General features: G+C 41.5%; 22 protein-coding genes and 1 pseudogene. 7 read left to right on the plus strand and 16 right to left on the minus strand.

The genetic code is table 11. The features are described 5' to 3' along the window. Nucleotides 1–35 precede the first annotated feature (35 nt). Complete coding sequence (locus D5F11_RS05940) at nt 36–533, plus strand: molybdopterin-binding protein (RefSeq protein ID WP_120115288.1); 498 nt, start codon at nt 36–38, stop codon at nt 531–533. Between the two features lie 61 nt (nt 534–594). Here D5F11_RS05940 and D5F11_RS05945 read toward each other — a convergent pair whose 3' ends face one another. Further along, nucleotides 595–1,926 (minus strand): PhoH family protein, encoded by a 1,332-nt coding sequence (locus D5F11_RS05945; protein ID WP_120115289.1) that lies wholly within the window; start codon nt 1,924–1,926, stop codon nt 595–597. Nucleotides 1,927–2,106: 180 nt separating this feature from the next. Here D5F11_RS05945 and D5F11_RS05950 point away from each other — a divergent pair, with 180 nt between their 5' ends. Together D5F11_RS05950 and D5F11_RS05955 are read left to right on the plus strand one after the other, a co-directional pair. Beyond that, nucleotides 2,107–2,688 (plus strand): YhcN/YlaJ family sporulation lipoprotein, encoded by a 582-nt coding sequence (locus tag D5F11_RS05950; RefSeq protein WP_120115290.1) that lies wholly within the window; start codon nt 2,107–2,109, stop codon nt 2,686–2,688. 116 nt (nt 2,689–2,804) lie between these two features. Then, nucleotides 2,805–3,005, plus strand: a complete 201-nt coding sequence (locus tag D5F11_RS05955; RefSeq protein ID WP_120115291.1) for a YlaI family protein — start codon at nt 2,805–2,807, stop codon at nt 3,003–3,005. Between the two features lie 147 nt (nt 3,006–3,152). Here the strand turns inward: D5F11_RS05955 and D5F11_RS05960 are convergent, their stop codons facing one another. Beyond that, nucleotides 3,153–3,485, minus strand: a complete 333-nt coding sequence (locus D5F11_RS05960; RefSeq protein ID WP_120115324.1) for a YlaH-like family protein — start codon at nt 3,483–3,485, stop codon at nt 3,153–3,155. Nucleotides 3,486–3,613: 128 nt separating this feature from the next. Next, nucleotides 3,614–5,443: a translational GTPase TypA gene (gene typA / locus D5F11_RS05965; RefSeq protein WP_120115292.1), complete on the minus strand. Its 1,830-nt coding sequence runs from the start codon at nt 5,441–5,443 to the stop codon at nt 3,614–3,616. A gap of 115 nt (nt 5,444–5,558) precedes the next feature. Between typA and D5F11_RS05970 the strand changes: the two genes are divergently transcribed. Then, the gene (locus tag D5F11_RS05970; RefSeq protein ID WP_120115293.1) at nt 5,559–5,744 is read left to right on the plus strand and encodes a YlaF family protein; all 186 of its coding nucleotides are present in this window, start codon (nt 5,559–5,561) and stop codon (nt 5,742–5,744) included. An 80-nt stretch (nt 5,745–5,824) separates the two neighbouring features. On the opposite strand, the gene D5F11_RS05975 is transcribed toward D5F11_RS05970, so the two are convergent. The 12 genes and pseudogenes from D5F11_RS05975 to D5F11_RS06035 form a co-directional block, all read right to left on the minus strand. Next, nucleotides 5,825–6,625, minus strand: a complete 801-nt coding sequence (locus tag D5F11_RS05975) for an inositol monophosphatase family protein (RefSeq protein ID WP_120115294.1) — start codon at nt 6,623–6,625, stop codon at nt 5,825–5,827. A 256-nt stretch (nt 6,626–6,881) separates the two neighbouring features. Further along, complete coding sequence (locus D5F11_RS05980) at nt 6,882–7,076, minus strand: hypothetical protein (RefSeq protein WP_120115295.1); 195 nt, start codon at nt 7,074–7,076, stop codon at nt 6,882–6,884. A gap of 200 nt (nt 7,077–7,276) precedes the next feature. After that, a complete protein-coding gene (locus D5F11_RS05985) occupies nt 7,277–7,546 on the minus strand; it encodes a UPF0223 family protein (RefSeq protein ID WP_120115296.1) in 270 nt (89 codons plus the stop codon). Further along, nucleotides 7,546–8,511, minus strand: coding sequence for an NAD(P)H-dependent flavin oxidoreductase (locus D5F11_RS05990; protein ID WP_120115297.1), 966 nt, complete (start codon nt 8,509–8,511; stop codon nt 7,546–7,548). Before D5F11_RS05990 ends, D5F11_RS05985 begins: the two co-directional genes overlap by 1 nt. Before the next feature lie 44 nt (nt 8,512–8,555). Then, nucleotides 8,556–9,408: pseudogene (locus D5F11_RS27275) on the minus strand (RNA-guided endonuclease TnpB family protein); the annotation flags it as partial. 177 nt (nt 9,409–9,585) lie between these two features. Beyond that, nucleotides 9,586–9,702, minus strand: coding sequence for a GapA-binding peptide SR1P (locus D5F11_RS06000; RefSeq protein WP_120115298.1), 117 nt, complete (start codon nt 9,700–9,702; stop codon nt 9,586–9,588). Between the two features lie 116 nt (nt 9,703–9,818). After that, nucleotides 9,819–10,652, minus strand: coding sequence for a polysaccharide deacetylase family protein (locus D5F11_RS06005; RefSeq protein WP_120115299.1), 834 nt, complete (start codon nt 10,650–10,652; stop codon nt 9,819–9,821). Nucleotides 10,653–11,347: 695 nt separating this feature from the next. Continuing rightward, complete coding sequence (lpdA, locus tag D5F11_RS06015) at nt 11,348–12,757, minus strand: dihydrolipoyl dehydrogenase (protein ID WP_120115301.1); 1,410 nt, start codon at nt 12,755–12,757, stop codon at nt 11,348–11,350. A 3-nt stretch (nt 12,758–12,760) separates the two neighbouring features. Further along, the gene (locus tag D5F11_RS06020) at nt 12,761–14,086 is read right to left on the minus strand and encodes a dihydrolipoamide acetyltransferase family protein (protein WP_120115302.1); all 1,326 of its coding nucleotides are present in this window, start codon (nt 14,084–14,086) and stop codon (nt 12,761–12,763) included. A 201-nt stretch (nt 14,087–14,287) separates the two neighbouring features. Beyond that, nucleotides 14,288–15,265, minus strand: a complete 978-nt coding sequence (locus tag D5F11_RS06025) for an alpha-ketoacid dehydrogenase subunit beta (protein WP_120115303.1) — start codon at nt 15,263–15,265, stop codon at nt 14,288–14,290. A 3-nt stretch (nt 15,266–15,268) separates the two neighbouring features. Next, nucleotides 15,269–16,384: a pyruvate dehydrogenase (acetyl-transferring) E1 component subunit alpha gene (gene pdhA, locus D5F11_RS06030; protein WP_120115304.1), complete on the minus strand. Its 1,116-nt coding sequence runs from the start codon at nt 16,382–16,384 to the stop codon at nt 15,269–15,271. A gap of 457 nt (nt 16,385–16,841) precedes the next feature. Next, nucleotides 16,842–17,483 carry a YkyA family protein gene (locus D5F11_RS06035; protein ID WP_120115305.1) on the minus strand — a complete coding sequence of 214 codons (642 nt, stop codon included), beginning with the start codon at nt 17,481–17,483 and terminating at the stop codon, nt 16,842–16,844. 315 nt (nt 17,484–17,798) lie between these two features. Between D5F11_RS06035 and def the strand changes: the two genes are divergently transcribed. Then, nucleotides 17,799–18,353: a peptide deformylase gene (def, locus tag D5F11_RS06040; RefSeq protein WP_120115306.1), complete on the plus strand. Its 555-nt coding sequence runs from the start codon at nt 17,799–17,801 to the stop codon at nt 18,351–18,353. A gap of 157 nt (nt 18,354–18,510) precedes the next feature. Here the strand turns inward: def and D5F11_RS06045 are convergent, their stop codons facing one another. Beyond that, nucleotides 18,511–19,317 (minus strand): Cof-type HAD-IIB family hydrolase, encoded by an 807-nt coding sequence (locus D5F11_RS06045; protein ID WP_120115325.1) that lies wholly within the window; start codon nt 19,315–19,317, stop codon nt 18,511–18,513. Between the two features lie 412 nt (nt 19,318–19,729). Here D5F11_RS06045 and D5F11_RS06050 point away from each other — a divergent pair, with 412 nt between their 5' ends. Both D5F11_RS06050 and rnjA read left to right on the plus strand, forming a co-directional pair. Then, nucleotides 19,730–19,939 carry a DNA-dependent RNA polymerase subunit epsilon gene (locus tag D5F11_RS06050; RefSeq protein ID WP_120115307.1) on the plus strand — a complete coding sequence of 70 codons (210 nt, stop codon included), beginning with the start codon at nt 19,730–19,732 and terminating at the stop codon, nt 19,937–19,939. A gap of 3 nt (nt 19,940–19,942) precedes the next feature. Continuing rightward, a complete protein-coding gene (gene rnjA / locus D5F11_RS06055; RefSeq protein WP_120115308.1) occupies nt 19,943–21,610 on the plus strand; it encodes a ribonuclease J1 in 1,668 nt (555 codons plus the stop codon). Nucleotides 21,611–21,981: the final 371 nt, after the last annotated feature.

Below are 21,981 nucleotides of genomic sequence, written 5' to 3' on the forward strand. Positions count from 1 at the left end.
TTATACTATCTGAAGTGGAAAAGGAGGTAGTATGTATGAATACAATCATGCCCATTAAGGGGAAAGTGAAATTTCCAATCACATTGGACGCCGGGGTATGGATCTTTGACGACCGGCGAATTGATTTGAATACATATTTTACAGAAGAGAAAAGTGAAAAGGATACGGATGAGGTAGAATTTACAGTGGCTTCCAAACACTGGGACCGCGTGATTAAAGAAGGCGCTGTATCACCTCCGACACTTAAGTCGGAGCGCCAATTTGAAAAAGTGAGGGTATTAACCGGTTCATTTGGGATCATATTGAAACCTTTCTTGGAAAATGCGGAGCCGGAGCCCGAAGCTTCCAAACTTGTTATTGAAACATCAACGGGTGAACTTTCAGTCTCACTCGATGAAGGCAAAGAATTGATATTGGCGTTTTCCAAAAATGGAAAACCCCTTAGTACAGACGGACCGGTTCATATACTTTATCCAGATGGCTCAAATAAGGAAAACCCCATTAAAAATGTGAAGGGGTTTCGTGTGCAGTAGATGTAAAGCAGGCGCTTCAACCGCCTGTTTTTTGTTTTAAAAGCGAATGACTGGTGCTTTTCTATAAAATATCCGCTGCAAGCTGAGCCAGATCAGACCTCTCCCCTTTGATCAGCCTGATATGCCCTGCAACACTTTGCTCTTTGAATTTCTCCAATACATACACCAACCCATTATTGAATTCATCCAGGTAAGGGTGGTCAATCTGCTGTGGATCTCCCATCAGCACAATTTTGCTTTCTTCCCCTACTCTCGTCAGTATTGTTTTTACTTCGTGCTTTGTGAGGTTTTGGGCCTCATCTATGATGATGAATTGTTTTGGAATACTGCGCCCTCTAATATATGTCAATGCTTCAACCTCGATAGAGCCCATCCCTGCTAAAATTGAGTCCAGTTCGCCAGGTTTTTTTGTATTGAATAAGTATTCGAAGTTATCATATATCGGCTGCATCCATGGCCTTAATTTCTCCTGCTTTTCTCCCGGCAAATATCCGATATCCTTTCCAACGGGAACGATTGGGCGTGCGACAAGCAGCTTTTTATATTTCTTCATATCTTCTGTCTGCATCAGACCGGCTGCTAAGGCCAAAAGTGTCTTCCCTGTACCCGCCTTGCCGATCATCGTGACAAGTTGAATATCCTCACGGAAAAGAAGCTCCACTGCCATTGTCTGCTGAACATTTCTCGGTTTAATTCCCCAGATAGAATCAAAATGAGTGATCAGTTTTCGAATCAAGGTTCCTGTCTCATCAACAATCCCTAGTCCTGACGAAGAACTGCCAAGTTCATCCTTCATCACAATAAATTGATTAGGGTTCAGCGGCTTACTATTCACCACTTCCAAACTCGGAATTTGGCCGGTTTCATAGAAAATCCTTAACAAGTCAAGATTCACATAAACTTCCTGGGACCCGGTATATAAATGATCGACTTCTACTACGCGGTCGCTGAGAAAATCTTCCGCCTGCAATCCCAGGGCATCTGCCTTGACTCTTAATAAAGCATCTTTGCTGACGATGATGACGGGCTTCCCATCCTCTTTCTTCTCTTCTTCCATCGCTATGTTTTTCGCCACCGCCAAAATGCGATTATCGTTCGTCTTCTCTAAAAAAATCTCCTGAAGCTGATGGAATGATCGATGATTGAGTTCAATCCGCAATGTCCCTCCATTTACCAAAGCTATCCTCTCATGGAGTTTTCCGATCTTTCTGAAGCCGTCTATCAATTTGGAAACATGTCTTGCATTCCTGCCGATCTCATTCATGTACCTCTTCTTTGAATCCAGCTCTTCCAGCACAACCGCTGGAAGTACAATTTCATTATCCTGGAACGAAAAGACGGCATTAGGGTCTTGCAACAAGACATTCGTATCTAAAACGTATATTTTCGTCAAATTGATGCCTCCTGCTCCTTTTTAATATCTTATGATGCTATAGATCGGCCGGTTCCACTAGAAAGTGCCATATAGGGACAACTCTTTGTCTGAAATATATGTACTTGTGCATAAACTTAGAAGCCTTATTGCACAATATAAAAATAATGACAGCTGAAGAAATAACAGGAGGAAAACATATTGAAAAAAATAGCATTTATTTTCATCATTCTCACACTGGGAGCGTGTGGACAGACGAACCAAGCAAAAAGAGACAATGGGAATCCTTCACTCCAAAACACAAGAACTGAGACATACCAGCGGGACAATACTCGAAACAGCGATGAGGAACGGGCAAATTATTTAGCTGGTCTGGCTTCCGATATCCCCCATGTAAAAAATGCAACTGCAGTAGTTGCAGGAGATTACGCCATTATTGGGATAGATGTAGATAAAGATTTGGATCGTTCTAAAGTGGGTTCCATCAAATATTCAGTAGCAGAAAGCATCAAACATGATCCTTTGGGTGCTGGAGCAGTCGTGGTCGCCGATCCTGACATCAATGCCAGACTTAAAGAAATAAAAGACGACATGTCCAAAGGCAGACCCATCCAAGGGATCATCAATGAACTGGCCGATATCACAGGAAGACTAATGCCTGAACTGCCGCCTCAGGAAGATAATAAAAACCCTCAGGAAGCACCTCAAAAACAAGATAGAGAAATGGACAATCACGATACGAGACAGATCGAAAAGGAACAGAAAAAACAAACAAATGAATGATTTTAGACAAATAGGTGCTTGACCAATCTGGCTGGAAATAATCATTGTTAGAACCAGGGGGTTACATGGTATAATGTTCTGTAAAAGAACATTATTCTTTTACAGAGGTGGCCAGAATGAAAGTGCAATGCGTCATTTGCGATAAACAGCATGAACTGGAAAATGACACGCCCCTTGCTAAGAAATTAAGAAATAGGCCGATTCATACTTATATGTGCGATGAATGCCATGAAAGAATTGAAGAAAAAACGAAAGCACGTCATGCAAGCGGGCAGTTTCAGTTATACAGTTTTAAAGGGAAAGAAAAGGATTTTTAAAAACGAAAGATAGCGCATTTTCCGTCTGCTGGCTCAATAGCGATGCCCTGTCGATTCGCCTATTGTGACAAGGGGGCATTAATCAATAAGCGCCAATAAAAAGTAAAAAAGACTTGAAGCAACGTTGTAACGATGCTTCAAGTCTTTTTAATTATCAAATGTACCCGCTTTTTTCTCTTTGTTCAGTCTAATTTTATAAATGATTAATATGAGCGCAGCCACGACAAGTCCTTCTACAATCGGAAGAAAGATCCCAAGAAATGTAAGTAGTGTACACCCCATAAACAGAAAGATATAAATAATAGCGGACTTCAACAATGGAAGTTTCTTTGCAAATCCTAGTTTATAAACGAGGATACAAAGTACCAAAATTGTTAAAAACAAGAGCCAACTTGCCGCTTTGGGACTTTGAGTCTGCTGATAATAAAATTTAAAAAATGGAGAAAAGCTATCAATCGCATCTTGGTCTGACTTTGTCATGCCAATGGCAAAAAACAGACTACCAATGAATTTCATTCAGGCTACCTCCCATGTCTTTAGAAAGGGGCTTCTTTTTACAAAAAGAAGCCTCCATAAGCATACCATATTTAAGCGGCATTATAACAAATTTAGGCAAATTTTTTCTTTTTAGCTGCCTTTTCCCGTTCATTTTTGTTCAAAATTGTTTTACGCAAACGGATGGACTCAGGAGTTACCTCACATAACTCATCATCATTTAGGTATTCAAGGGATTCTTCCAAAGACATGATCCTAGGCCGTTTGATGACTGAAGTCTGGTCCTTTGTCGCAGATCTGACATTCGTTGCATGTTTTGTCTTTGTAATATTAACAGCCAGATCATTATCGCGCGAATGCTCGCCGACAATCATTCCCTCATATATTTCCGTACCAGGTTCAACAAATATTGTTCCACGCTCTTCCACATGCATGATACCGTATGTCGTTGCCTTTCCGCTTTCCATCGAAACAAGGACACCTTGATGCCTTCCTCCGATTTGTCCAGAAGCCATCGGTTGATAGCTGTCGAAGGTATGGTTCAAAATTCCGTAGCCCCTTGTCAATGACATGAACTCTGTTGTATAACCGATCAATCCCCTTGCAGGAACATGGAATATCAGACGAACCTGTCCTTTTCCATTATTGATCATATCCAACATCGTACCTTTACGAGAGCCGAGTGATTCAATAATGCCTCCAGTGTATTCCTCCGGAGTATCAATTTGAACATGCTCAATCGGTTCGCAAAGTACGCCATCAACCTCTTTGATAATGACTTGAGGTTTTGATACCTGGAGTTCAAAACCTTCGCGGCGCATATTTTCAATTAAAATAGACAGGTGAAGCTCACCCCTGCCTGAAACAATCCACGCATCCGGAGACTCTGTATCTTCGACACGAAGACTAACATCTGTTTCAAGCTGTGTTTTAATTCTTTCTTCGATTTTCCTTGCTGTAACAAATTTCCCTTCCCTGCCCGCAAACGGACTATTGTTGACCAAGAAAGTCATTTGAAGGGTAGGCTCATCTATTTTCAGCATTGGAAGAGGGTCCTGATGGTCGATTGGACATAGTGTTTCACCAACATTGATATCTTCCATACCAGACACCGCAACAATATCCCCTGTAAAAGCCTCTTCAATTTCCATTCTCTTCAATCCAAAGAAACCAAACAGCTTAGTTACGCGAAACTGTTTCACGCTCCCATCCTGTTTCATCAGAGCAACTTGCTGGCCAACCTTGATTGTACCGCGGAAAATACGACCTATTCCTACCCGTCCAACATATTTATCGTAATCCAAAAGGGATACCTGAAGCTGGAGAGGTTCATCCCTGTTTTCCACTGGAGCAGGAATATGCTCTAAGATCGTTTCATACAGCACTTCCATGTTTTCATCCTGTTGGCCTGGGTCTGTGCTAGCCGTTCCATTTATCCCAGAAGCAAAAATGACTGGAAACTCCAATTGGTCATCATTGGCATCAAGTTCGATAAATAACTCAAGGACCTCATCCACCACTTCTTCCGGACGCGCAAAGTCACGGTCAATTTTGTTGACTACAACAATGGGTGTCAAGTTTTGTTCTAAGGCTTTTTTCAATACAAAGCGAGTTTGAGGCATACACCCTTCATAGGCATCTACTACAAGTAATACGCCGTCTACCATTTTTAAAATCCGTTCTACTTCTCCGCCAAAATCAGCATGTCCCGGTGTGTCCATGATATTAATTCTTGTATCTTTATATTGAATGGCAGTATTTTTCGCCAAAATCGTAATACCGCGTTCACGTTCCAAATCATTGGAGTCCATTACCCGGTCTTCAACATGCTCATTTGTCCGGAATGTACCGGATTGCTTGAGGAGCTGATCGACCAAAGTCGTTTTTCCATGGTCAACGTGGGCAATGATCGCAATATTTCTGATATCATTTCTTGTATTCAAAGTAGTTCCTCCTGCCTGAAATAAACGAATGTAAATATAACTTAGCAATTATACCACAATAGTAGCCAAGCCGATATTTTTTTTGTACAATTAATGAATGAGGAGGGCGGACAACGTGAATGGCATTAAGTTTAATTTTCTTTTTTTAGCCATATTAGCGGCGTTTTCCATCGTAGGGATGGGCTTTTCCCTCGGTGCAAGAAGTACAATTGGAATGATTGTCTGTTTGATCATTTTAATATCTGTAATGGGCTATGGCTTTGCTACAAAGAAGAAATACAGGGAATCCGGCAAATTATAAACACCCCTTGCTTTTATGATTACACGCCACTTTGGAATCATACAGAAACGGTCCAGTATACATCTGGACCGTTTTTTCATTCATAAACCTTTCGATAAATATTTTTGGATGATTTTTTCATGGAGCCCTGGCCTTGCCACAACTATCGGATTTCTTTCCAACATTTTCAGTGGCTCCCCTTTTAAATTTGTTACCTTCCCGCCAACTTCCTCAACTATGATTTTTCCTCCAGCAAAATCCCATGGTGAAAGCCGCATTGTTATGTAGGCATCAAGTCTTCCGGTCGCAACAAATACAAACTCAAGTGCAGCAGAACCGTACGATCTTGTTCCCCTCACATCTTTCACAAGTGGTATTAGGGTCTCTTTTGGGTCAATCAGCCTATTGGAAACAAGCCACGTTGAATTGATTCCGATTAACGCTTTTTCTACAGGAAGCTCTTCTAATGCCGGGAGTTTCTTGTCATTCCAATATGCGCCTTCGCCTGCTCTTGCATGATAAAGTTCCTGATATACAACGTCGTATACAAATCCCAGTCCCGGTTCTCCATTTTCATAAATCCCAATGGAAATCATGAAATTTCTCTGCTGGTGAACAAAATTAGTAGTGCCGTCAATCGGATCTATAATCCAGATAATACCGGATAATCCGGTCGGTTCATCTCCAAAGCCTTCTTCACCTAGTATATGGTGATCAGGAAATGTTTCCCTTATTTTTTCAGTGAAAAATTGTTCCGTTTCCTGATCAATATTTGTTACTAGGTCATTTGGATTTGTTTTAGTCATGATTTCTGGTGTAGTTGCAAAAGAAGAGACAATCCTTTTGCCGGCCTCTTGAAGCCATGCTCTGGCATGTTTATCTATCAATGTCCAATTTGCCATTGTCATCCTCCGATCAGTCTTTCCTTCTTAATACTCAGCTTATTGAATATTGACCATCTTTTCAAGGAATAACAGATGAACTTTCAAAAAGGCGATCGACAGAAAGGAGTCCTTTTAGCGGCACCTGTGTCCCTCGGTACATTTTCCTTATTTTATCCCAAATTCATTCACAAAAAGACGAACTCTTTCATTTAATAATTCGGAAGAGAGTTCGCCGTCTAAATCTATTTTATCCTTTTCACCTGCAAAAACATCATTATAATGCTTGCATCTTTATCAATTCAGCACGGATCCTTTCTAGTTTACGCTTCGCTTTTGCCTTCATTTCTTCGTTGTTTTCTTGCATTGCATCAAAGAGAACTGCGAGTTCATAGTTCAACTCTAGGTGAAGAACAGCCAGTTTCTGTTGGTCCACTACCTTCTTTCGATAAGTGTTGACGACTTGCTTCATTATAAACACTCCTTCCGAGATTAGTGGCAAGTGCTTACCTTATCATTCGCTTACTTTATCGTATGTTGCCGACTGATTGCCGGTAACAAAATTGTGCACATACCTAGGATGATTACGAATGAATCCTTATTTAATAGTTAAATACCCATTTGTCGATATTCATAAACTCATGTTGTTCTCTGTCTGATGATGCCAGTTGTCTATAACCGTATTTTCTCTTCAGGAGAAGCCAGTTTCATTTTTTGAACGACCTTATAAGCTGAATAACCACTCACCTCTTCAAATTCATTACAAATATTCTTTTCATCTGCTTTCCCCGGTACAATCTCTTTAAAACGTCGGTACGCTTGCATTAGGACACTCCTTTCGATACCTTTTTCATACGCCTTTTCTATTGATTGAAAAAAACGGATAACGTCCACAATTTCTTCAGTTGACCAATGTTGGGAAATCGGATATTGGTAATCCATTAATGAACACTCCATTTCACACGAATTTTTTCAGCTTCTTCTATGATTGTTTTCATGAGCTCTTCGACACTTACAACCTCATGTATCAAACCCACTGCCTGTCCTGCCCACCCGAATCCTTGTTCCGGTTTGCCTTCATAAATATATTTTTTATTGGCTGTTCCACTTATATACTGTTTCAGCTCTTCGTAGCCTGCTCCGGATTCCTCAAGTTCAATAATCTTTTTTGATAATGGGGTTGTGATGACCCGCCCGGGCGCTTTCAGTGTTCTTTTAATAATCTCTGTATCTGTTTCAGCCCCATCAACAATAGCTTGCTGATATTGTTTTGAAGCATGAACACATTCCTTTGTGGCTATAAACCTCGTACCCATTTCAATTCCTTCCGCACCGAGACTCATAGCCGCCATAACCCCTCTGCCGTCTGCAATCCCGCCGGAAGCTATGACTGGAATTTTTACCGCGTCGGCAACCGTTGGAATGAGGATAAATGTACCGGTATCATCCCTACCGATATGTCCCCCTCCCTCCTGTCCGACAACCATGACAGCATCTGCCCCAAGTTCCTCTGCCTTTATTGCCTGGCGTTTCGCTGCGACAAGGACGAGCTTTTTTATATCTACCCCTTCTAGTTCTTGGAAAAATCCGGTAGGATTTCCACCCGTAACAGAAACCACTCCAACCCCTTCTTTTACTGCTACCTCAAGCATATGTTCAAAGGGGCGTCCGTGCTGTCCAATGGAAAAATTAACACCGAAGGGTTTGTCGGTCATTGCTCTGGTTTTCCTTATCTCTTCCCTCAGCTCCTCAGGAGTTGAAAGTGACATAGCTGTGATTTGTCCTAAGCCGCCAGCATTGGAAACCGCTGAAGCCAATTCAGCATAGGCTAAGTAAGCCAGTCCTCCTTGTATAATTGGATACTTGATATTGAGTAAATCTGTCACTCTTGTTTTCCACTTTGTCATTCCATCATCTCTCCTTTTTTATTTTGGGGCAAATTAGAACAAAAGCGCAGCATCCCTTTTGTGTTTAAGTCTTCTATACAGATAATATCGTGGTTTTTGATGATCTCTGTACTGAGCTGATTCAAAAAATCGGTACGCTGATTCATGACTTTTTCGTGCAGCTTAGCCACTTTACGTTTTTGTTTCTGATAATTTTTCGCTTCAAAGAGATTGACACCCTTTTTCTTAGCGAGGAGGGCACGTCTGGACAACTTCCGTTGCTCGCGTTTGAGTTTCTTTTCCATTCTGGAAGTGAATCGATTATTGTCGATTTTGCGACCATCGAAAAGTCAGTGATCCCCAAGTCAACGCCAACCGCAAAGCCTGTTTTAGGGAGCTCGTGGATTTCTTCTTCGCATAACAAAGACGCGAAGAATGTCCCGCTCGCATGTTGGCGAATCGTGGCATTCAGGATACGCCCTTTCGGTTCTTGACTTTTAGCCAAAGCCACTAGACCTAGCTTGGGCAACTTCACGTGTTTCTCTTTCAGTTCAATACTATTATTCACATTTTTGGTTGTATAGCTTTGAACAGGATTTTTTTACTTTCGAATCTCGGTCGATGATTCCGTTTTTTGAAAAAACGAGAAAAAGAATCCGCCAGATTTTTTAGAGAGGATTGAAGAGCCGTACTATCTACTTCTTTCAGCCAATAAGTGGCTTCTTCCCTTTTCATTTGAGTAAGTAAGGCAGAACAAACCTCATAGGACAAGCTTTTTCCAGTTTGAGCATACGCCGTATTCCAACGATGAAGAAAATGGTTATAGACAAATCTTGAACAACCGATGGTTTTAGCAATTAAGATTTCTTGTTCTTTCGTTGGATATATACGAAACTTGTAGGCTTTGTGCCGCAGCATTGGACTCACCTCACTTCATTGCTTTGATAGACAGACATCTCTATACTATTTTAACATTTGTACTAGATCTCATTTATCTAAACAAAAGCCGATTCATCTACACGACTGAAGTCGCGAGTATTCTCGGTTGGATGATAAATAAAAGGAGCGCCCCGTCTGGGATGCTCCACATTTCAGTCAGTCTTCATCTGTTTTTCCATAGCATTCACAGCAACAGGAATACAATTTTGTCACTTTTTCATCTTCAACATAATCGATGGTCGCATTGCACTCCTGGCAAATGATGATCCCCATCTTCTCCATCCTTCCTGTGAAATGGCTTGAAGGCGATTATTCGTTAAAGTCATAATAATATAACACATCCTGTTTATCAAGCCCAATTTGTATGTCACAATTCACACAATAGGAGATTATTCCGTTTCTGTATCAATTAAGTTAGGGTCTAGAAGTTCGTATCCTTTATCACGTAGCCCCTCCACAATTTTTTCCAATCCGTCATTCGTCCATTCGCGGTCATGCATAAGCAAATTAGCACCGTCCTGAAGCAAAGGTGTGTTAACCATAATATCCGAGATGGCTTCACCTGTCATATACTCTTTTTCCCAGTCATACCCGTATGTCCAATTCATCAGCAGCATATCTTCATCAGCAACGATCTGCCGGCTGTAATCTGTATTCTTGCCAAAAGGGGCACGGAAAAATTTCGGCTTTTCTCCTATGATTTTTTCCACGATTTCATTTACAGACAAAATTTCTTCCTTTTGTTTTTCTTCTGGAAGGGTTGTCAAGTCACTATGCGAATATGTATGGTTTCCGATAATAAATCCAAGGTCATGTATCTCTTTAATAACCTTTTCTTTTTCAGGAGAATTGATGAAGTGCCCATTGACGAAAAAAATAGCCGGTGCATTAAGTTTCTTCAAGGTTTTGGCCATTTCCAACGCATGTTCATCAGGAGCATCGTCAATGGTCAAAAGTGCAACTTTGGGATTCGCCTCTCCAATCGGCTCCAAAGCAAAGGTGGTTTGATTCACTTTATATTCCGGAGAAACATCGATGTCCGCTTGTTGCGTGGAATCATCTTTTGGCTGATTATCTTCCTTTCCCTCCGCTTCCTGTTTATTTCCGCTTACTTCCTGTTTGGCTGATCCATCACTGGCTGGCTTGTCCTCATGTGACGATTTCTCCGTACCACAGGCAGCCAAAAGCAGTATTGCCGCTGTCATGGTGAAAAACTTCCTCATCACTGTCTTCCTTCCTAAAAATTAAAATATGAATTTACTTTATTATAACTTTCTTTCCCTTGGATAGATATAGGAGAATCATCATTGTTCTTGAAACTCAAACTTTCCTCCAAGCAGATTTACCTACTCTAAAAGCTTGCAGATCTGAGTAAAGAGTTGCCTCTAAAGCCTAAAAAACCGTCGATCTATATAACGTATTCAGTAAGAGATGAATCCCTGCATAAGTGCCCAAGCTTGTTATGGTTATAAAAAAGGTGGTTTTGTTCGATTTGACTATCATTCTCGTAATTAAGAAAGCAAGATAAAAAAACACGGAAAATAGTATAGCCTTTGCGAGGATATGATCACGCCCCGAGAGCCACTCCACAAGTGTAAAACCGCTCCATACCATCAACTGCAAAAGAAGTGCCACATATTTTTTCATTGTATGTCACCAACTTTTCAGAATATAACAGGACCCCTGTATGGAGCATATGCACTTTCTTGATTATATTAAACCTTTTTTATTAAGAAAAGCGGAAGCGCCTTGGTCAGCCTCGAAAAGCACAAGACGCTTCTCGAGAGGCTAGGCGCTGGCAGGCTCAGAACGCGACATCCTGTCGCTTCGCTTGCACTAGCACGTCCTGTCCGTCGTAGCCGGGGCAAAGAAAAACCCATGAAACTTCGAATTGAAATTCCATGGGTTCTTTGAATCATTATTTAATAATATGGATAGGAGTTCCGAGAGCCACCTCTGCTGCCTCCATCGTCATTTCTCCCAAGGTTGGGTGAGCATGGATGGTCATAGCCACATCTTCTGCTGTCATGCCTGCTTCAATGGCAAGTCCGATTTCAGCGATCATATCAGAAGCATTCGCTCCTGCAATTTGCCCGCCAATAATCAATCCATCCTCTTTACGAGTAATCAGTTTGACAAAGCCGTCTGTTGCATTAAGCGCCAGCGCACGACCGTTTGCCGCAAACGGAAACCTAGCTGCCTCAATTTCAATGCCTTCTTCTTTTGCCTGTTGTTCAGTATATCCGACAGAAGCCAGTTCAGGCTCTGAAAAGACGACTGCTGGGATACCGATATAATCGACTTCGGAGGATTGCCCTGCAATAACTTCAGCAGCGATTTTACCTTCATAGGAAGCTTTGTGTGCCAGCTTAGGCCCCTCGACAATATCACCAATCGCATAGATGCTTGGAACATTAGATCTGAGCTGTTTGTCAACTGCAATAAGCCCTTTATCATCGATCTTGACTCCAACCTGTTCAAGGCCCAGCTCGTCCGTATTAGGTTTTCTTCCTACTGTCACAAGTACATAATCTGCTTCGATGGTTTGTTCTTCACCTTTTGCAGCATATGTTACTTTTACTCCCTGATCGGTCTCTTCGACGCCTTTAGCCTGGGCATTCGTAACGACATTTACATTTTTCTTTTTCAGATTGCGTTTGACAAGCGAAGTCATCTGCTTTTCGAATCCGCCAAGAATATCTTTCGTGCCTTCAATGATTGTCACTTCAGTACCAAAATTTGCATAGGTAGATCCTAGTTCGATACCAACATATCCTCCACCGATTACAACCAGACTCTTTGGAAGTTCATCAAGGTTGATTGCACCTGTAGAGTCAAGCACGCGTTTTGAATATTTAAAGCCCGGAATCTCAACAGGACGGGATCCTGTCGCTATGATGGCATTTTTGAATGTGTATGTTTGTGCAGAGTTTTCATCCATCACACGAATGCTGTTTGCATCGACGAAGTAAGCTTCACCTTTGACAATATCGATTTTGTTTCCTTTCAAAAGCCCTTCGACACCGCCAGTCAGTTTTTTAACCACTCCGGACTTCCATTCTTGAACTTTACCAAAGTCAAGATTGACATTCTCCGCTGTGATTCCGATGTCTTCTGAATTTTTGGCTTCTTGGAAACGATGGGACGCTGAAATCAAAGCCTTTGAGGGAATACATCCTACATTTAGGCAAACTCCTCCCAGTTCCCCTTTTTCAACAATCGTCACTTTTTGGCCAAGCTGAGCAGCCCGAATAGCCGCAACATACCCGCCAGGTCCGGCACCAATTACAATCGTGTCTGTCTCAATTGGAAAATCTCCTACTACCATACTTTACGCCTCCATTAGTAAAAGTTCAGGATCACTTAACAGCAGCTTGATGTGATTTAATGCCTGTTGTGCAGTTACGCCGTCAATAATCCGATGGTCAAAGCTCAATGATAATGCTAACACAGGTGCAGCAACAATTTCACCATTTTTCACTATCGGTTTTTCTGCAATTCGTCCTATTCCGAGGATAGCCGTTTCCGGATGATTGATGACTGGCGTAAACCATTGCCCTCCAGCAGAACCAATATTTGTAATTGTGCAGGAACCGCCGCTCATTTCATTCGGAGCTAATTTTCCTGTTCTTGCTTTATCAGCCAATTCGTTGATCTCTTTTGAGATAGCAAAAACTGATTTTGAATCTGCACGTTTTACGACAGGAACGAGCAAACCTCTTTCGGTATCAGCAGCAATTCCAATATTGTAGTAATGCTTTTGTATGATTTCTTCTTTTTCATCATCAACAGATGTATTCAATGCAGGGTACTCACGCAATGCACTTACCAAAGCCTTTACTACATATGGAAGGTAAGTAAGTTTGATATCTTTTTCAGCCGCAATTCCTTTGAACTTCTTGCGGTGTGCAACGAGTCCTGTTACATCGACTTCATCAAGAAGTGCAACATGCGGTGCTGTATGTTTAGAGTTGACCATCGCCTTTGCGATCGCTCTTCTGATGCCGCTCATTTTCTCTCTTGTTTCAGGATAATCGCCTTCTGGAATAACAGGAGCTTTCTTCTGCTGTTTCTCCTCTTGTTTCGGTGCTTCCTGCACTTCGGTTGCAGCCTCTTTTTCTGCTGGCGCATTCAAGTACCCATCAATGTCAGACTTTAAAATTCGTCCATTTTTCCCTGAACCGCTGACAGCCTGGATGTTAACATTTTTCTCTCGCGCATATTTCCTTACGGAAGGCATGGCAATAACCCGCTTGTCTGAAGCCTCTTCCTCATTTACTTCAGGTTGAGCTACAGCATCGTTTTTCGCCGCCTGTTCCTTTGGTTCAGCGTCTGCTTGTCCTGATTCAGCTGGTGGTTGTTCATCCGCTTCGGTTTCACCTTCGCCATGATCACCCTTGAATTGGAGATCCTCATATCCTGGTGCATCGATCTTAATGAGCACATCTCCAACAACTGCAGTCTCACCTTCGTTGACGAGAATTTCCTCTACCGTTCCAGCAACCGGTGAAGGTATTTCAACCACTGCCTTATCATTTTGAACTTCACATAGAACATCATCTTCTTCAACTTTTTTACCTGGTTCCACAAACCATTTGACTATTTCGCCTTCATGAATTCCTTCGCCGATGTCAGGCAGCCTAAATTGGAATGACAATGTATTTCACCCTCCTATTATTCGTATTCCCTATAGATTGTCTACTTAAGAAATGATAAATACATAGCTTATGATTCATTTCCTCTATCGATTCGTTTGCGTTCAGCGCTTATTGACAGCAGGTTTTGCACCTTTTCCTACAAAAAGTCAAAGACGCTTTAGCCTGCACGTTGATAAATAGACATTTGCACTTTTTGTTTTTTAAAATTCAAGCACTTTCTTTGCAGTTTCAATTATATCCTTGTGGCTAGGAAGCCAAACTGGTTCTGCTTGGGAGAAAGGATACACTGTATCTGGAGCTGTTACCCTTAGTACCGGTGCCTCCAGACTTAAAATGGCACGATCATTGATTTCTGCCACAACATTTGCAGCAATTCCCGCTTGCTTCTGCGCTTCCTGCACTACAATCGCCCGATTTGTCTTCTCAACCGATTGGACGATTGTTTCAATGTCAAGTGGGCTGATAGTGCGAAGGTCGATGACTTCCACCGAATGCCCTTCTTTTTCAAGTGCCTCTGCAGCCTTAATAGAGTCGTGAACCATTGCACCATACGTAATGATGGAAAGATCATTTCCTTCCCGTTTCACTTCAGCTTTTCCAAGCGGGATCGTGTATTCCTCTTCAGGAACCTCCTGTCTGAAGGAACGATACAATTTCATATGCTCAAGGAAAATAACAGGATCATTATCGCGAATAGCAGAGATGAGCAACCCTTTTGCATCATACGGTGTAGATGGAATTACTACTTTCAAACCTGGTTGCTGAGCCATCAAGCCTTCCAGACTGTCTGCATGCAGCTCAGGCGTATGAACACCTCCGCCAAATGGTGAGCGAATCGTAATCGGCGCATGATAAGAGCCGCCTGTACGGTAGCGCCAGCGTGCTATTTGCCCACTGATGGAGTCCATCACTTCGTATACGAACCCGAAAAATTGGATTTCCGGAACAGGGCGATAGCCTTGAGTAGAAAGTCCAATTGCAAGGCCGCCAATACCGGATTCAGCCAAAGGAGTGTCAAATACACGCTCTTCTCCAAACTCTTTTTGCAACCCTTCAGTCGCACGGAAGACGCCGCCATTTACCCCTACGTCTTCTCCAAACACAAGGACGTTTTCATCATTGCGCAGCTCGGTGCGAAGCGCATCAGTTATTGCTTGAATCATAGTCATTTGCGCCATGGCTTACTTCGACTCCTTCTCTTTATATATTTCATACTGCTCTTGCAGATTATATGGAAGTTCTTCATACATGTTTGAAATCAAATCTGTAACTTTTTGCTTCGGCGTATCATCTGCTTGCTTGATTGCCTGCTTGATTTCTTCTTTCGCCTTTTCTATCACTTCGTTCTCTTTTTCTTCATTCCAAAGGCCTTTGCCTTCCAAATACTTTCTAAAACGGACAATTGGATCTTTCTTTTCCCATTCATTATCTGTATCAGATGTACGATAACGAGTTGGATCGTCCCCAGCCATCGTATGTGGACCGTATCTGTAGCAGATAGTTTCAATCAAGGACGGACCTCCTCCATTGATAGCACGGTCTCTCGCTTCACGAACAACTGCATATACCGCCAACGGATCCATCCCATCAACAACAATCCCAGGAATACCAGCAGCAACCGCCTTTTGAGCTATTGTTGTTGCAGCAGTTTGCTTTTCACGTGGAGTGGAAATAGCGAATTGGTTATTTTGTACAATAAAAACAGCAGGAGCACCAAATGCGCCAGCAAAGTTAATACCTTCATAGAAGTCCCCTTGTGAAGAACCACCATCACCGGTATATGTAGCAGCCACCGCTTTCTTTCCTCGCTTCTTCAGCCCAAGAGCCACGCCTGCAGCTTGAACATATTGAGCTCCAATAATGATTTGTGGTGGAATCACATTGACATCTTCAGGGATTTGGTTTCCGACAAAATGTCCCCTTGAGAACAAGAACGCTTTATACAAAGGAAGCCCATGCCAAAAAATCTGCGGTACATCCCTGTAACCTGGCAAAATAAAGTCCTCTTTTTCAAATGCAAAATGTGATGCGATAGCTGATGCTTCTTGTCCAGCAGTCGGAGCATAGAATCCTAGGCGCCCCTGACGATTCAAGGAAATGGAGCGCTGGTCTAAAATCCTTGTGTAAACCATCCGATTCATGAGCTCCACCAGTTGGTCATCGGAAAGGTCAGGCATCATTTCATCATTGACCACTTCCCCTTTTTCATTTAAAACTTGCACCATTTCAAACTTTTCTTCAATGCTTTCTAGCGCTTTAATTGCATCAAATTTAGCTGCCTTCGCCTTTGAAGCCATCGAAACCACCAATCCTTTCTTTGTTTTTCTCATTTTGGCTTTTATGATTAGAATACCCTAAACGGCATGTTCAACTAATGAAAAGGCCCATTTCTATATGTTTTCCACAAATGCTGTGCTAAAAACCAGTCTTTTCTCCCGCATCTTAAACTGTATTAATTGATTTTTGCCGTTTTATAATACAATTATCTGTATATCTCGTTTTTTAGATTACATGACAACGTCTTTTAAGTCAATGATTATAGTACTAAAAAGCACATCATTTTTGACCCGAATAGAATTTAAACAATATCTGTATTATAAAAAAGTGAATCACTGTATTATACACAAACAAAAAAACTTCAAGGTGTTATACAACATAAATCGCTTCATAAGTGGCTGGCGACTTCTGTAAATAGTATTTATATTTTAAAAAAACAAAAGAGAACGATGCACTCGTTCCCTGCAATTAGCAGCCCTAATCGCTGATTATGCCTGCCTCTTTATAAAGTTTTTCTTTCCCTTCATTGAATTGATCGGTTAATTTGTTGAACAGTTCATTTGCTGCCTGAACATCTTCCTGCACCTGGTTGGCTGACTCGATTTGAGACTCCAGGGTTTCCAGCTTCAACTCTTTGTCTTTCATCAATTCATAGACCTTACGGTCTTGTTTAATTGCCTCATTATAAGCTTTAACAAGCTGCTTATGGCTGTCATAACGCTGATTCATTAACTCTTGGAGCTCTTTGGCTTTTCCCTTTAGCTGATCATCCTTTAGTTTGCCAATAAGACCATCGATTTTATCAAATTCCTTTTTGGAAGTTGCCATCGCTTCCTCCTCTTTGGCTAGCAACTCTTCGCGTTTATCCAAATTGGTAAGGGCTTTGTCAGAAAGAGAAACAATTTCATCGAACTTTTTCATGCCAAGATTCATCATCTCATCAAATAAAGACTTTTCTTCTTTTTCCAGTTTCATCAAAGGCTTTTGCTGCTTTTCAAAATCTTTTTCCAGAACAACCGTTTCTTCAAGACTCTTATGTATTTGCTCCTCTGGGCTTCCACATGCAGATATGAAAGTTGAAGAGGCCAGCAGTATTGCTGCTAAATGACGTTTTTTCACCGGTATTCCTCCCATCATTACCATAGTTTCTACTATAAGCGCATGGAAAAGAATTTACAACAGACTGATGTCAGGAAAAAATATAAGTTTGATTAAAAACCTTGTCTGTTTCGGTCCCTCGCTCTCAGGCGCATAAGACTTCTTTGCAACAATTTCAGTAATGGCTCCTGGGCATCATCCAGTTCTCCAACACTGAACAAAACATTCCCGCATTTCTTTTCAATCAGTGCTCATTAAACAGACACTTCCCCTTTTCTTTATACATATTTATTTGGTAAACTGATTTTTACAAGAAACATTTCAGGAGGAAATACAATGCTACTAATGAAGGATATCATACGAGAAGGGCATCCTACTTTAAGGAGAATCGCCAAGGAGGTGCCGCTCCCACCTGATCCCGCTGACATAGAAACATTGAAAAGCATGAAGGAATTTCTGATAAACAGTCAAGATCCAGTCATCAGTGAAAAATATGGAATACGTGGTGGAGTCGGCCTTGCCGCACCCCAAATCAATGTATCCAAACGAATGTTTGTCATGCGGCTGAACGATGAAAAAGGGGAGGAACACGATTATTCTTTCATCAACCCGAAAATTGTTAGCCATTCGGTAGAGAAGTCTTATTTGACATCAGGCGAGGGGTGCCTGTCAGTTGACCGAAGTATACCAGGATACGTTCAACGACATGCAAGAATTACTGTCAAAGGCTATAATGAAAAAGGAGAGGAAATAAAGCTTCGCTTGCGCGGTCTGCCGGCAATCGTCTTTCAGCATGAACTCGATCACTTGAATGGCGTCATGTTTTATGACCACATTGACGAAAAGAACCCCTTTCAACTCAAAGAAGGGGCAATCCCTATCGAAAATTAAATCCGGACTATCCGGATTTTTTTATCGTCTAAGAAAATAAAAAACGCTCAGTTTGCAGATAAATGATTAATACCCATCTCTGACCTAGAGGAGTACAAATTCAAGCAAGCGAAAGACTGTCGCGGCCTATCCAGCCGCACAAAGATTATGTCAAGCGCTATAAACGGCTGGGGCTTGGGGCTGCTTCGAATGAATCGGCTAGAAGCCCAACTTCTTTTAACCCTTTTACAATTCCATCATTCTCTACATCTGTTGTTACAAAGTCCGCATGTTCTTTTACTATATCATGCGCATTGCCCATGGCCACTCCGGTTCCCACTTCCTGCAGCATTTCAATATCATTCATACCATCCCCAAATGCATAAACATCTTCCATCCTAAATCCAAGACGAGCAATCAATTGCCGTATTCCCCTTGCTTTTGACCCTCCCTTTGGCATAATGTCAAGCGAAAGCTCGTGCCACCTAACAAACGATATTTCCGGTAAGGAAGTTAAATATCCTGCCTCATTCTCTTTAGTAAATAGCAGTGCCTGATATATATCCTTTTTGATGTAAAATTCAGGATCATATCCGGGATACGCCATCTTAAGCGACCCTAGGCTTTTTCTTATGCGGTCATTATTTTTAGCATTTGTTTTTAACGTATTTTCGTTCAGGTAAACGAGGGCATGCTCATGCTTATTGGCTGATTCTTCAATGTCTTTCAAAACCTCTGTGCTGATGGAGGTTGCTGCAATCACTTTGTTTTCAAAGACAACATATTGCCCGTTAAAGCAAACGTAGGAATCTATGTTCAGCTCCTTGAGCAATGAAGATATCATAAAGGGTGCCCGTCCAGTTGCAATAGCTGTATAAATGCCGTTTTTCTGCAATGCATGAACAGCATCCTTTGCTGAGTCAGGCAGATTTTTATCCCCATCCAACAATGTGCCGTCGATATCAAAAAAGACAATTTTTTTCATTTTAAACTTCACATCCAATAATCTTTTTTCCAATGATATCCATGATAGATCATTGTGTTTTCAGCATATAATAAAACAAATAAACTTGCACAAAAAGAGAATGCAATTGCCAAGATGCTTTTACTTTGGACAAAAATCGGTTAAAATGGATAGTAAGGAGTGATTCACCATGTTTAAGAAGCTAAGACGGAAGCTTTTAAAACAATGGAAAGATTTACTCAAGAAAAAGACAATTGCCTGATGATTCAAATACAGCCATTTACAAACCCTCTTTATTTTAGAGGGCTTATTCTTTTATTATATATGATTTCCCTTTTTAAAACTGCACGCGTTTAAAAACATGCATTCATTGCTGCTTTTTAATATAATAGAGAATATTGGAATTTGAACACGGAGTTAAGGAGAGAAAGTGATGATCTATAAAGTGTACTATCAGGAAAGCTTGATGGAAATGCCTGTACGGGAAAATACGAAAGTTTTATTTATTAAAGCTGAAAGCGAGTTGGACGTACGCCGACATCTGAAAGACCGCCAAATCAATATCGAACTTATTCAATTGTTGGAAGGATCTTATCTGGAATATGAAAAGAACAGTCCGAACTTCACATTGGAGACTATATAGGATATGAAGTTTGTAAAAAATGATCAGACGGCTGTTTTCGCCCTGGGCGGTTTGGGTGAAATCGGCAAAAACACATATGGAGTACAATTCCAAGATGAGATCATTATGATCGATGCTGGGATAAAATTCCCTGAGGATGAGCTTCTTGGAATTGACTATGTCATTCCGGACTACACTTATTTAGTAAGAAATGAAGATAAGATAAAGGGACTTTTCATTACACATGGTCACGAGGACCATATTGGAGGTATCCCTTATCTGCTGAGAGAAGTCAACATCCCCATCTATGCAGGAAAACTTGCCATGGGGCTGATTAAGAACAAACTTGAAGAGCATGGTCTTCTTCGTAAAACCACGCTACATGAAATCAGGGAAGAAGATGTCATCAAATTCAGAAAGACATCAGTTTCTTTTTTCAGGACAACCCACAGTATCCCTGATTCATATGGGATTGTTGTAAAGACCCCTCCGGGAAATATCGTTCACACTGGGGATTTCAAGTTTGATTTTACTCCCGTAGGAGAACCGGCAAACTTAACAAAAATGGCGGAAATCGGAAAAGAAGGCGTCCTCTGTCTGCTATCGGACAGTACAAATGCGGAAGTACCTCATTTCACCATGTCCGAGCGCAAGGTCGGAGCAAGCATTCAAGATATTTTCCGCAAAGTGGACGGCAGAATCATCTTCGCAACGTTTGCATCAAATATCCACAGATTGCAACAAGTAGCGGACGCAGCTGTGGCTAATGACAGAAAAATTGCTGTTTTTGGAAGAAGTATGGAAGCAGCAATAGAAATTGGTCAAGAATTGGGATATATCCGCGCTCCCAAGGATACGTTCATTAATACACAACAGCTTAACAGGCTCCCTGCAAATAAGGTGACCATTCTTTGTACTGGAAGTCAGGGTGAACCAATGGCTGCATTGTCACGTATCGCCAACGGAACGCATCGTCAAATACAAATTCATCCTGGAGATACCGTTGTCTTTTCATCCTCGCCTATCCCTGGGAATAAAAACAGCGTCAATCGAACAATCAACCTTTTATATCGTGCCGGCGCTGACGTCATTGCGGGCCCGTTGAGCAATATTCACACATCTGGACACGGCGGCCAAGAAGAACAAAAGCTGATGCTTAGGCTCATAAAACCGAAATTCTTCCTTCCGATCCACGGAGAGTTCAGAATGCAGAAAATGCACGCGCAGTTGGCTGTCGACTGCGGGGTTCCCGAAGAAAATTGCTTTATTATGGATAATGGAGATGTCCTTGCACTCAGTTCCGATCGTGCAGACGTTGCGGGTAAAATTCCGTCTGGATCTGTATACATCGACGGGAGCGGAATTGGGGACATTGGCAATATCGTCCTTCGCGATCGCCGAATCTTATCAGAAGAAGGTCTTGTCATCGTCGTTGTTTCCATTGACATGGATCAGTATAAAATCGCTGCTGGACCGGATATCATCTCTCGTGGCTTCGTCTACATGAGAGAATCTGGAGATTTGATCAATGAAGCACAACGAATGCTTGCCAAACATTTAAACAAAGTGATGGACCGAAAAACGACACAATGGTCAGAAATTAAAAATGAAATAACGGACACACTTTTGCCGTTCTTATATGAAAGAACAAAAAGACGTCCAATGATTTTGCCAATCATCATGGAAATTTAACATACTATAACCAAAAAAATGCCGCCTGCGTTCATTCGCAGGCGGCATTTTTTTGCTGTCCTTTGCTGTTTCCAATAAAAATAGTCACTAATACGGACCAAATTCAAAGGTAATAGAAAGTATTTCGCTTATTTGGATAGTATTTCTTTTTTGCGGGCAGTATCTCAGTCGAGCTAGATAGTATTCCGCTTTTGCGGACAGTATTTCAATATCCTGAAAGCGGTAGGCAGCTTTCTAAAGGAGATCACACAAATGCAAAATCAGTCTAAGAGAAACGAACTGTTTTTCTCAGACTGATTGACTTTAGCTCTTATCAAATGCGCCTTAGCGTATTTGCGCCCAGATTTTATCGAGCTCTGCTCGATAAATTT

It is taken from the genome of Siminovitchia terrae, from assembly GCF_003605405.2.
Lineage (GTDB): Bacteria > Bacillota > Bacilli > Bacillales > Bacillaceae_C > Siminovitchia > Siminovitchia terrae.

Excerpts from the sequence above, each read along its gene's own strand:
- D5F11_RS05940 (WP_120115288.1), top strand. The coding sequence starts at position 36 with ATGAATACAATCATGCCCATTAAGGGGAAAGTGAAATTTCCAATCACA.
- D5F11_RS05955 (WP_120115291.1), top strand. The coding sequence starts at position 2,805 with ATGAAAGTGCAATGCGTCATTTGCGATAAACAGCATGAACTGGAAAAT.
- D5F11_RS05960 (WP_120115324.1), bottom strand. The coding sequence starts at position 3,485 with ATGACAAAGTCAGACCAAGATGCGATTGATAGCTTTTCTCCATTTTTT.
- D5F11_RS05975 (WP_120115294.1), bottom strand. The coding sequence starts at position 6,625 with ATGGCAAATTGGACATTGATAGATAAACATGCCAGAGCATGGCTTCAA.
- D5F11_RS05980 (WP_120115295.1), bottom strand. The coding sequence starts at position 7,076 with ATGAAGCAAGTCGTCAACACTTATCGAAAGAAGGTAGTGGACCAACAG.
- D5F11_RS05985 (WP_120115296.1), bottom strand. The coding sequence starts at position 7,546 with ATGGATTACCAATATCCGATTTCCCAACATTGGTCAACTGAAGAAATT.
- D5F11_RS05990 (WP_120115297.1), bottom strand. The coding sequence starts at position 8,511 with ATGACAAAGTGGAAAACAAGAGTGACAGATTTACTCAATATCAAGTAT.
- D5F11_RS06000 (WP_120115298.1), bottom strand. The coding sequence starts at position 9,702 with ATGGGGATCATCATTTGCCAGGAGTGCAATGCGACCATCGATTATGTT.
- D5F11_RS06005 (WP_120115299.1), bottom strand. The coding sequence starts at position 10,652 with ATGAGGAAGTTTTTCACCATGACAGCGGCAATACTGCTTTTGGCTGCC.
- lpdA (WP_120115301.1), bottom strand. The coding sequence starts at position 12,757 with ATGGTAGTAGGAGATTTTCCAATTGAGACAGACACGATTGTAATTGGT.
- D5F11_RS06025 (WP_120115303.1), bottom strand. The coding sequence starts at position 15,265 with ATGGCGCAAATGACTATGATTCAAGCAATAACTGATGCGCTTCGCACC.
- pdhA (WP_120115304.1), bottom strand. The coding sequence starts at position 16,384 with ATGGCTTCAAAGGCGAAGGCAGCTAAATTTGATGCAATTAAAGCGCTA.
- def (WP_120115306.1), top strand. The coding sequence starts at position 17,799 with ATGCTACTAATGAAGGATATCATACGAGAAGGGCATCCTACTTTAAGG.
- D5F11_RS06045 (WP_120115325.1), bottom strand. The coding sequence starts at position 19,317 with ATGAAAAAAATTGTCTTTTTTGATATCGACGGCACATTGTTGGATGGG.
- D5F11_RS06050 (WP_120115307.1), top strand. The coding sequence starts at position 19,730 with ATGATCTATAAAGTGTACTATCAGGAAAGCTTGATGGAAATGCCTGTA.
- rnjA (WP_120115308.1), top strand. The coding sequence starts at position 19,943 with ATGAAGTTTGTAAAAAATGATCAGACGGCTGTTTTCGCCCTGGGCGGT.